The sequence below is a fragment of the Pseudoalteromonas sp. GW168-MNA-CIBAN-0100 genome, from assembly GCF_040309225.1.
GTDB classification, from domain to species: domain Bacteria; phylum Pseudomonadota; class Gammaproteobacteria; order Enterobacterales; family Alteromonadaceae; genus Pseudoalteromonas; species Pseudoalteromonas arctica.
The window spans coordinates 1-274 of sequence record NZ_JBEOOL010000537.1 but is presented as its reverse complement, the minus strand read 5'-3'; the positions used below and the strand labels follow the sequence as shown (position 1 = coordinate 274).

1 protein-coding gene is annotated in these 274 nt (G+C 45.6%); it reads left to right on the top strand.

Annotation, left to right across the window (positions count from 1 at the left end; genetic code table 11):
* Nucleotides 1-274: homocysteine S-methyltransferase family protein (locus AAEY62_RS22320; protein ID WP_350636591.1), on the top strand; the 274-nt coding region annotated here is incomplete at both ends.

Below are 274 nucleotides of genomic sequence, written 5' to 3'. Positions count from 1 at the left end.
CAGAAAAACCGCGCTATGTAGCAGGTGTTTTAGGGCCAACATCTAAAACCTGTTCGTTATCGCCGGATGTAAACGACCCCGGCTATCGTAATATCACTTTCGATAAGTTAGTGACTGCGTATGTTGAGTCGACCCTGGCGCTTATGGAAGGCGGTGTAGATATTATTTTAATCGAAACCATATTCGATACGCTTAATGCAAAAGCGGCATCGTTCGCAGTAGAAGAAGCGTTTGAACAAGCAGGGCGCAAATTGCCAGTGATGATATCAGGCAC